This is a genomic window from Acinetobacter sp. V91_7 (genome assembly GCF_031799075.1).
Classification (GTDB): domain Bacteria; phylum Pseudomonadota; class Gammaproteobacteria; order Pseudomonadales; family Moraxellaceae; genus Acinetobacter; species Acinetobacter calcoaceticus.
Map to the genome: position 1 here is coordinate 1 of NZ_JAVQNT010000004.1, position 8,635 is coordinate 8,635.

Consider the following 8,635-nt stretch of genomic DNA (forward strand, 5'->3'; position numbering starts at 1 on the left):
TTAGAAATGATGGCTTCTTCCAATGCATTCTCGCTATTTTCAGGATTAATAGCATTAGGTGTTGATACTGGCTTATTTCATGCGATTGATAATATTGAAGCCTGCGCTCAGGCTTTATGGGCATCCATACATGGTACAGTATTGTTTGAACTATGCTATCCGACTACCGTCAACCTAGTTGAACTGAATCTACCTATTCTGATACGCGGTCTTTATAAGGAACCACCTCAACAGGAGGTTTAAACCTTAAATCAGAAAAAAATACCTCATCAGCGATGTGTTGGGGTATTTGGCAAAAAGAGATGCTAAACCATTGTCTTCGCAACACCTAGATGTTGCTCTGATTTGGATTCTTCTGTGTAAAACTCCTCAACAATATCCAAACCCTCTTCTCCTACCACTTTAAAAATGTTGTTCAATCCTATTTTTCCAAGTCACTGACAGATTTCCCCATTGCCTGTGCAGAGTGATTGTCCTCTTAAGATGCTCTAAGACGGCGTTTTTTTAAGATCTCAAAACCTTTATCTTTTAAATCTAATAAAAAAGATTTTAACCCGCTTTCGTTAGGACGTGGTTTTTCACCACGACCAATACGTGACATTTGACGTGTATACCATGTGACTTCCAGGACCCCCAAACTATCAATAAATTTAATGCCTGTTGTTAAAGGTTTTACCTGATATTGAGTTTCCAGTCCGTTTAATAATCTCTGTCCAGCTAAAGGTTCTATTATAAAAATTCGGCCTAAACCAATTAAATCTAGCTGCTCTGCCTTCAAAGTGTCTTCCATACCAGTGAAGCTCCTAAATCCCCCTGTTACCATCAGCTTAACTTGACTATTCATACGAACTTTCTTCGCAAATTCCAAGAAGTATGCTTCTCGAGCTATAGTGGATGCTTTAGGATTACCAAGTTGCATTACAGGTTTTTCGTAAGTTCCACCTGAAATTTCAATTAAATCAATACCTACTTTTTCCAGAGTAAGAATAGTTTCTAATGATTCTTCTTCTGTAAATCCTCCCCGTTGAAAATCAGCAGAATTAATCTTTATTGCAACAGGAAAATCTGTTCCTACACGACTGCGAATTGCGTTATAAACTTCCAATACGAATCTGCGTCGCTTTTCATTAGTTCCACCCCATTCATCTGTACGTCGATTATGATGTGGAGAAAGAAATTGACTAATTAAATAACCATGTGCACCATGTAATTGAATTCCATCAAATCCTGCTTTTTTTGCAATTTCTGCTGTATTTGCATAACGCTGAATTAAATCTAATATTTCATTTGTCGTCAGCTCCCGTGGTGTCGCAAAAAAAGGAGCCATTTTTTTATTGAAAGGCACTGCAGACGGCGAAACTGTCTCTTTATTTAATCCTTTAATGGCTTGTTTCCCTGGATGATTGATTTGCATCCAAACTTGGCTTCCTCCCGACTTAGCAACAGTCACCCATCGCTGTATTAATTCTATATGTTTTTCATCTTCAATAACTACATTACCAGGCTCTCCTATCGCTCGTGAATCAATCATTACATTTCCTGTAATAATTAACCCAGCACCTGAATTAGCCCATGTCTGATACAGTTGTATTAATGATTTTGATGGTCGACCATCGGGCTCAGCCAAACCTTCACTTAAAGCAGACTTTACTATGCGGTTGTTTAATTTTATATGCGGCGTTATTTCTAGCGGAGTCGAGAGTTTAGGTTTTGAATTCATTTTTGATTACCACCTTAATGTTCAAATATCGATTGTTACTGGCTAAAAAATAGTTGGTTCCAAAAAGGAACCAACTCAACAACGATATCTATGGTAAAATAGATTGTCAATAATTCTTTTAACTTTAAAAAAGTTGCTTTAGAGACTAATAATTTTTGTAAAGTTAATTATTGTGTGAGGCTTTAAATGAAATGGAATGAATTATCAGGATTAGACTGTCCAATTGCGCGCAGTTTATCAATTCTTGGAGATCGTTGGACTCTCTTAATTATTCGAAATGCTTTTATGCACACCAAACGTTTTGGTGACTTCGAAAAACAATTAGGGATTACTAAACATTTATTGAGCGAACGATTAAATCGATTGGTTGATGATAAAATTTTAGAAAAAGTGCTATATCAAGAAAATCCAAAACGCTATGAATATCAGCTTACAGAACAAGGGCTAGCATTGTCTCCTGTTATTTTTGCCTTAGCCACTTGGGGAAGTCAATGGTTAAGTGACAACAATCAGTTCTAATATTTAAAACTCATTGTGATCTCCAAATGTTTTATTATGTTCACTAGGCTGTAACATGATTTTTAATATTTAATTAGCTATCTTAATAAAGCTTCTGCATGAATAAGAATTTAAAGAAAATGACTTGAGCTATATTGATCCAAAACAAAATCGAATAATTACAACTCATGGCTTCCGTTCTACATTCCCTGACTGGTCAGCTGACAAGACTGATTACCCTTGAGAGGTTTGCGAACATGCACTTGCTCATAAATTGCCAGATGAGGTTGAAGCAGCCTATCTACGTGGAGCTTATCTTGAAAAGCGGAAAAGCTTAATGGCTGACTGGGCCAACTTTTGTAATGAGTAATTTTTATTTAAAGTTTCTCATCTACCTTAGTCTCATACCACAATATCGATAAAAGGATAATCAAAAGCTAAAATAGATGTTAAGCACTTTATTTCTTATTAAATTACCACAACGTTATTTTATAATAGACTCAATCGTGCAAGAAATTCATTTTTAATTTATTATCGTTGCTGTCCAAATTTTGAAAACTAGCAATTAGTACATCAGATGCTGAGCAAGACTGATTGCTGCATATTTCCTCAAGCTAGCTGAGAAAAATACAGATTGGTTTAGTTTGTGATTTCCTTATCTACAATCAAATGTATGCTGCTTTTCATCATCAATCGCATCAAAAGCATGTACTTTCTTATTACTTTTTAAATTTAGTACACATATTTTTTCTTGTTCCCAATCATGTCCAGACCATCCGTGAAAAGTGAACCCGCATAAATATATATCATAATTTGTGTACTCTTTATTGCTTAAAAAATAGAATATTGCTATAAACCCCGTACTTAATATCGATAAATTATCTATATTCGTTAGATCTTTAGCAGCCCAGTAATAGGATTGATCTATCATTTTTACTTTTATATTTTTCTCAAAAAAGTAATTTATATATTTATCATTATTTGAATTTCTAATATATTTTTTGATTTTTATGAAAAAATTTCTATGAACAATTTTACAAGCTGGATTTATTTTATTGATCAAATCATCTTCAAATGGGAAAATAATCGTAGTATTATTCAATGTATCCATAAAATCATCAACTCCCTATTCTTTAATCTACGCTCCATTAAATCAACAGTGTTTGCCAAAAAGAGAATATCTGTCCTGTTCCCAGTAACCTCAATTTTTTGTTTATCTGGAATATTAAACCTCACAATTATATCCTGATCATTAATCACTCCATTAATATCCGGAACATCATTAGAATTAGCAACTAATATGATTTTTTAAACTGGAAATTCATAATATAAAGTCAATAAAAGTGAAATAGTTTCCCATTATAGAAAGATAATACAACAACTAGGTTTTTGTGAGTAAATGTAACATCAGAATTTCGTTTTATCCCAATCAACAATGGCAAAAAAAGTGCAATCAAATTGGTAGATACAGTCATCCAAGCTGTTTAATGATTAAATTCTCATTCAGATTATCATTAGGTATGATCACAGGTTTTGTTCAAAGCTTGATTAAACTATCTAAACCTAGTTTAGCCAAATACATTTTTGGATTAAACTACTATCAGCAGATATAGCAAATAGCTCACCCAAAGTTAACTCAGAATAATTTACACAACTTTGCAAATCAGCTTTTTGCTCAGACATATAACTCTCCTTAGCATCTAAATCCAACATTAATGTTAAACAACTTACATGCCATCTTATATACAAGCTGATACTACATATTCACAACACTTTCATAGTGTCAGAATAAATTTACTTAGCCCTTCATTATTACTGATAAAAACTTTCTTTAACGATTCATTAAAGGCTGATTAATTAACAAGATAAATGTATTTCAACCACCTATAAAAAACCATTATTAGCTGCAAATAATGGGCTCAGTGAATAATCACTCAAGTTCTTTATTGAGAGAATACAAATCATGAATAAAATATCAACCCACAAGCTATTTTTTATGCTTACACAGAACAATATATATTTCAATACCTTAATATAGTTAAGTAAGACTAGAAATACCAATACAATATAAAGCCGACCTAACATATAAAATATTTTAATCATTAACCCCAGCACCAATTCACATACATATACCCGCAAGTAAAATAATCATCCAAGTATAATTTATTCAAAAGTTTACAGTAAAATAAATCCAGTAAATTATAAAATAAAACTTAGTAAAATAGATCTACATCCGAGTATAGGAGCCTACACCCCTCCATATAATTTAGAAATACTTAACAATAGAACAAATTACGCAATAAATGTAAACAAATATGTAAAAAGTGAGGATTATTCTCAATTAATGATATAAATGATAAGAATCAGTTTATTTCTATCCAAATATCACAAAGATATAGTGTTCTTGAGTAAATCTATTAACTGATTTAGTAAAGAGGCAAATTTAAAAAGTAATACAAAAAGGACAGTCAAGAAAAAAATAATTAGGAATACGGAGGCCAAGTATGCGGCTATTTACATTACTTCGTGCAACAATTTTAGCGCTTGGGAGTATGTATTTTATCCCAGCTTATGCAGCATCTACATTAATACCACTGACAGATGCTGAATTATCAAATGCAAGTGGTCAAGCATTGATGAGCATGTCTTATATTGCACCAACAGACTCTGTAAGCAACTCAAACTACAATGGAAACATAGGATTTTACCGGCTTGCTTTAGATGCTCAGATGGAAATCAATACCAATATTAGAAAACTCCAACTTGGCTGTGGCGGTGTCAATGGTGCTGGTGCCTGTGATATTGATATTGACTATTTAAGTCTGAGCGGAGGGACTGTGGATAGTACAAGTGCGGAACGGGCTGCATCCTCCGCTGTCATTACGAACCCTTTTTTAGAGTTTGCGATTAAAAATCCTGATTCAGCATCTACTCGCGAAATCCAAGGGTTTAGATTAAGTGCTCAATCCCTTTCTGGCCTGCTCACTTTTGGCTTGGAGAATGGAGATAAAGAAAGTGGTATTAATTCATTAAGTGGCTATTTGGTCACCAAGCCAACAACAGGAACCGTGACAACCAACCCGTATTATGGCATTACTCAAGACGGGACCAATACCGCAATTACAGGGCAAGCGACGGTTCTCGGTCAGGGTGCAACACTCCCTTTTTCTTCTACAGCTTACAATTTAAATTTAGGTGCTGGAACAGGAACACTCTCTATGGCGCAACAAGTGATTACAGGTAAACGGATCACTATGGCCAACCTAAATGCAACAGCAAAGGTTAATGGGTTATCAATTACAGGGACATTAGATGCGACCGCCTCTCTTCTAGGTGCCCCACTTCCAATTTCTGGAAATGTAACAGGAACGGTCAACAATCTAGATGTAAATGTAGCAATTAACCAAAGTCTAGGTTATTTTCACGCAGCTCAGTTAGATGGTTCTGCGGGATATTTATCTGTTCAAGGTGCAAATATCCTTTGGCCTGAGGCTGCATCAGTTGCACAAACTGGTTGGTGGTTAGAATTGACCAACCCAATTGACATTGGGCAAATTACCCCAACAGGCAATGTTGATGTTGCATTATCAACCATTACTGATGCTTTAGGACAAGTGAGCTCATATTTGAATACTCCTGGAAATGCTGTAGATTGTGGCTTTTTAGGATTAAATTGCGTAGCGTTAGGGAATCTTCCTGTTGGAACAGTAGATTTAACCGGAAAAACACCAGCATCTATGACATTGACAAATATCGTATTACAAAAACAAAGCTTTTCTTCTAACTGCTATGGCTCATTAAAGTTCTGTTAATTTGTCTAGGTTCTGTATCTGTACTTATCACTATCAACATTGATTATATTTATACTATACATTATGATTATCCCACCTAGATATGGCACTGATATTAAAACCATTTACCCCCAACTCATCATATAGCATTTTAATATTACTAGTCAGACCATTATCATTAATTCACAACACTCTTAAAAAGTATTTTATCTAATTGCACGGGCATCAGCAGTTGGATAAATTTAAAACTAAAAGACATTTAAAATAAATGTCAATATTATCAAAAATCAAACTAAATTATATCCTCATATATCAAATAAAACTTTCCTCATATAACTCTTTAATAATATAATCTAAGAACAACCTAACTTTTAGAGGGGTATGTGAATTCTTCCCCCATATCATCTTTATTGAAGATATATCACATCGGCTACAAGGGAGTAATTCAACTAAATTTCCATTTTCTAAATAAGGGTGGACAAGCCAAGATGGAAGCCACCCCACTCCATTATTATCAATCAATAGATCCAATATACTCTGCATATCATCCATTAATATACCTGCATTAGGTAGATATTCATGAGACTTATTATTATTTTTAAACCGCCACCTTAATGGGGCACCTGACTGTATATAGTTAATTATTTTATGCTTAGAAAGATCATCTATAGATTTAACTTCCTTATTTCTCTTTAAATATTCTGGCGAAGCACATAGTAACATTGAATAATTTTCTATCCCTCTACACATTAAATTACTACTATCATTTAACTCTTCTGTAGAAATTGAAATGTCATATTCACTAAAAGCTAGATCAACTACTCCATCCTTAAAATAAATCTCAATTTTTATTTTTGGAAATTCATCTATAAATTTTTTTATAATTGGAATAACTCTATATCGACCATAAATTATAGGTAAGGAAATTTTCAGAGTACCATCTAGCACATTTTTGCTTTCATTTAACAATAGTTCTGCATTATTCATCTCATTTATTGCTCTTTTACAATATTTAAAAAAAACCTCCCCTTCTGTCGTTAACTTCAAATATCTAGTTGTTCTACGGAATAACATAATATTTAGTTGTTTTTCTAATCGGGATATTATTTTACTAATAGATGATCTTGTTAAATTTAATTTTCTAGCGGCAATTGTAAAACTTTTAGCCTCAGCCACTACCACAAATGTTAATAGGTTACGCATCTCATTACTAACGATAACATTCATATATAAATAGTAAACAATTAAAAATCTTTTAATACTATACTTAACAACATCTTGCTTTTGTCAAGAACTACTTAATATTAATATGTTTAAAATTTTATTTTTTACATTAAAAATCAATAATATAAAACAAAATCACCAGTATATGTTTCATTAAAAGAAATTATTATGTGAATAAACATCACCAATTTCATTGTGTTGGTTATGTTATTTTTATTAACTCATTTATTAATTATATTTAGAAGGCTTATGTATATGAAAAAACTTGCTTTGATCGCTGCTCTTTCAGTGGTAGGGATTGCGAATGCTCAAGCTGCTGATGGTACAATTACAATTAATGGTTTAGTTACAGACAAAACTTGTGACATCGTTACCCCTGCAGGTAAAGACTTCACAGTTACTCTTCCAACTGTTTCTAAACAAACTTTAGCTGCAGCTGGGGATACAGCTGGCCGTACTCCTTTCCAAATCAACTTAGCTAACTGTTCTGAAGGTAAAGTAGCGACTTTCTTCGAACCAGGTGCAACTGTTGACTTTAATACTGGTCGTTTACTTAACCAAGACGCTACTGGTGCTCAAAACGTTAACGTTCAACTTTTAGGGGATAATAACAATTTCATCCCAGTACTTGCTGCGGGTGCAAATGGTGCTCAAGCTAACTCTCAATGGGTTGACGTAGCTGAAGGCGCAAGTGCTGACCTTAACTACTATGCTGAATACTATGCAACTGGCGCTTCTACTGCTGGTAAAGTAAATACTTCTGTTCAATACACAATTATCTATCAATAATTGATGGATGAGAGGGTTTCTATGTCCGCATGGAATCCCTGTCTTTTTGTGTACTGCTTTCCCGAATCTTTCTTGGTTGAGAATTCTGAAATGAAATTGAACAGTTATAATTTTTTGTTAAGTTTGGCATTTGCTTCAGCGGTTGTCGCACCTGCTACTCAAGCAGAAATTGTAATTCATGGTACTCGTGTAATTTATCCTTCGGATGCTAGAGAAGTTACGCTACAAGTTAGTAATAACGGTTCAAAGCCAGCACTTGTCCAAGCATGGCTTGATGAAGGCGACACAAAAAGTACTCCGGATCAGTCTAAAGTACCTTTTATGATTGCACCTCCTATTTCTCGTGTTGAAGCTACAAAAAGTCAGACCCTTCGTATTACGGCTTTACCAACTGCTTCTCAGCTAAATCAAAAGCAAGAAACAGTTTTGTGGTTAAATGTTTTGGATATTCCTCCAAGACCAACTTCAAAAAGTGAAGATACGACACCTGATAATTTCCTGCAACTTGCAATTCGTTCGCGTATTAAATTCTTCTATCGTCCAGCTTCGATTAAAGACGATGCGAATTTAGCATCAGATAAGCTTCAATGGATTAAATCTGGTCAAAATTTAA

At 33.9% G+C, this 8,635-nt stretch carries 7 protein-coding genes and 3 pseudogenes; 6 read left to right on the top strand and 4 right to left on the bottom strand.

Features of this window, described 5'->3' with window-relative positions:
- Positions 1 to 243 (top strand): hypothetical protein (locus RMB03_RS00340; RefSeq protein ID WP_311073052.1); only part of this gene is annotated, 243 nt, incomplete at its 5' end.
- A 235-nt stretch (positions 244 to 478) separates the two neighbouring features.
- Here the strand turns inward: RMB03_RS00340 and RMB03_RS00345 are convergent.
- On the bottom strand, positions 479 to 1,720 hold the full coding sequence (locus RMB03_RS00345) for an NADH:flavin oxidoreductase/NADH oxidase family protein (protein ID WP_311073054.1): 1,242 nt from the start codon (positions 1,718 to 1,720) through the stop codon (positions 479 to 481).
- A 186-nt stretch (positions 1,721 to 1,906) separates the two neighbouring features.
- Here RMB03_RS00345 and RMB03_RS00350 point away from each other — a divergent pair.
- Positions 1,907 to 2,236: pseudogene (locus RMB03_RS00350) on the top strand (winged helix-turn-helix transcriptional regulator); the annotation flags it as partial.
- A 76-nt stretch (positions 2,237 to 2,312) separates the two neighbouring features.
- Positions 2,313 to 2,588, top strand: a pseudogene (locus RMB03_RS00355) (integrase); the annotation flags it as partial.
- A gap of 285 nt (positions 2,589 to 2,873) precedes the next feature.
- On the opposite strand, the gene RMB03_RS00360 reads toward RMB03_RS00355, so the two are convergent.
- On the bottom strand, positions 2,874 to 3,329 hold the full coding sequence (locus RMB03_RS00360) for a hypothetical protein (RefSeq protein WP_311073056.1): 456 nt from the start codon (positions 3,327 to 3,329) through the stop codon (positions 2,874 to 2,876).
- A gap of 1,393 nt (positions 3,330 to 4,722) precedes the next feature.
- Here RMB03_RS00360 and RMB03_RS00365 point away from each other — a divergent pair.
- On the top strand, positions 4,723 to 6,030 hold the full coding sequence (locus tag RMB03_RS00365) for a hypothetical protein (protein ID WP_311073058.1): 1,308 nt from the start codon (positions 4,723 to 4,725) through the stop codon (positions 6,028 to 6,030).
- A 23-nt stretch (positions 6,031 to 6,053) separates the two neighbouring features.
- On the opposite strand, the pseudogene RMB03_RS21020 reads toward RMB03_RS00365, so the two are convergent.
- Positions 6,054 to 6,192, bottom strand: a pseudogene (locus RMB03_RS21020) (acid phosphatase); the annotation flags it as partial.
- Positions 6,193 to 6,321: 129 nt separating this feature from the next.
- Positions 6,322 to 7,212: a LysR family transcriptional regulator gene (locus tag RMB03_RS00370; RefSeq protein WP_311073059.1), complete on the bottom strand. Its 891-nt coding sequence runs from the start codon at positions 7,210 to 7,212 to the stop codon at positions 6,322 to 6,324.
- Between the two features lie 276 nt (positions 7,213 to 7,488).
- Here RMB03_RS00370 and RMB03_RS00375 point away from each other — a divergent pair, with 276 nt between their 5' ends.
- Both RMB03_RS00375 and RMB03_RS00380 read left to right on the top strand, forming a co-directional pair.
- A complete protein-coding gene (locus tag RMB03_RS00375; protein WP_311073061.1) occupies positions 7,489 to 8,022 on the top strand; it encodes a fimbrial protein in 534 nt (177 codons plus the stop codon).
- Between the two features lie 90 nt (positions 8,023 to 8,112).
- A partial coding sequence (locus RMB03_RS00380) for a fimbria/pilus periplasmic chaperone (RefSeq protein ID WP_311073063.1) occupies positions 8,113 to 8,635 on the top strand: 523 nt, incomplete at its 3' end.

Excerpts from the sequence above, each read along its gene's own strand:
- RMB03_RS00365 (WP_311073058.1), top strand. The coding sequence starts at position 4,723 with ATGCGGCTATTTACATTACTTCGTGCAACAATTTTAGCGCTTGGGAGT.
- RMB03_RS00375 (WP_311073061.1), top strand. The coding sequence starts at position 7,489 with ATGAAAAAACTTGCTTTGATCGCTGCTCTTTCAGTGGTAGGGATTGCG.
- RMB03_RS00345 (WP_311073054.1), bottom strand. The coding sequence starts at position 1,720 with ATGAATTCAAAACCTAAACTCTCGACTCCGCTAGAAATAACGCCGCAT.
- RMB03_RS00360 (WP_311073056.1), bottom strand. The coding sequence starts at position 3,329 with ATGGATACATTGAATAATACTACGATTATTTTCCCATTTGAAGATGAT.
- RMB03_RS00370 (WP_311073059.1), bottom strand. The coding sequence starts at position 7,212 with ATGCGTAACCTATTAACATTTGTGGTAGTGGCTGAGGCTAAAAGTTTT.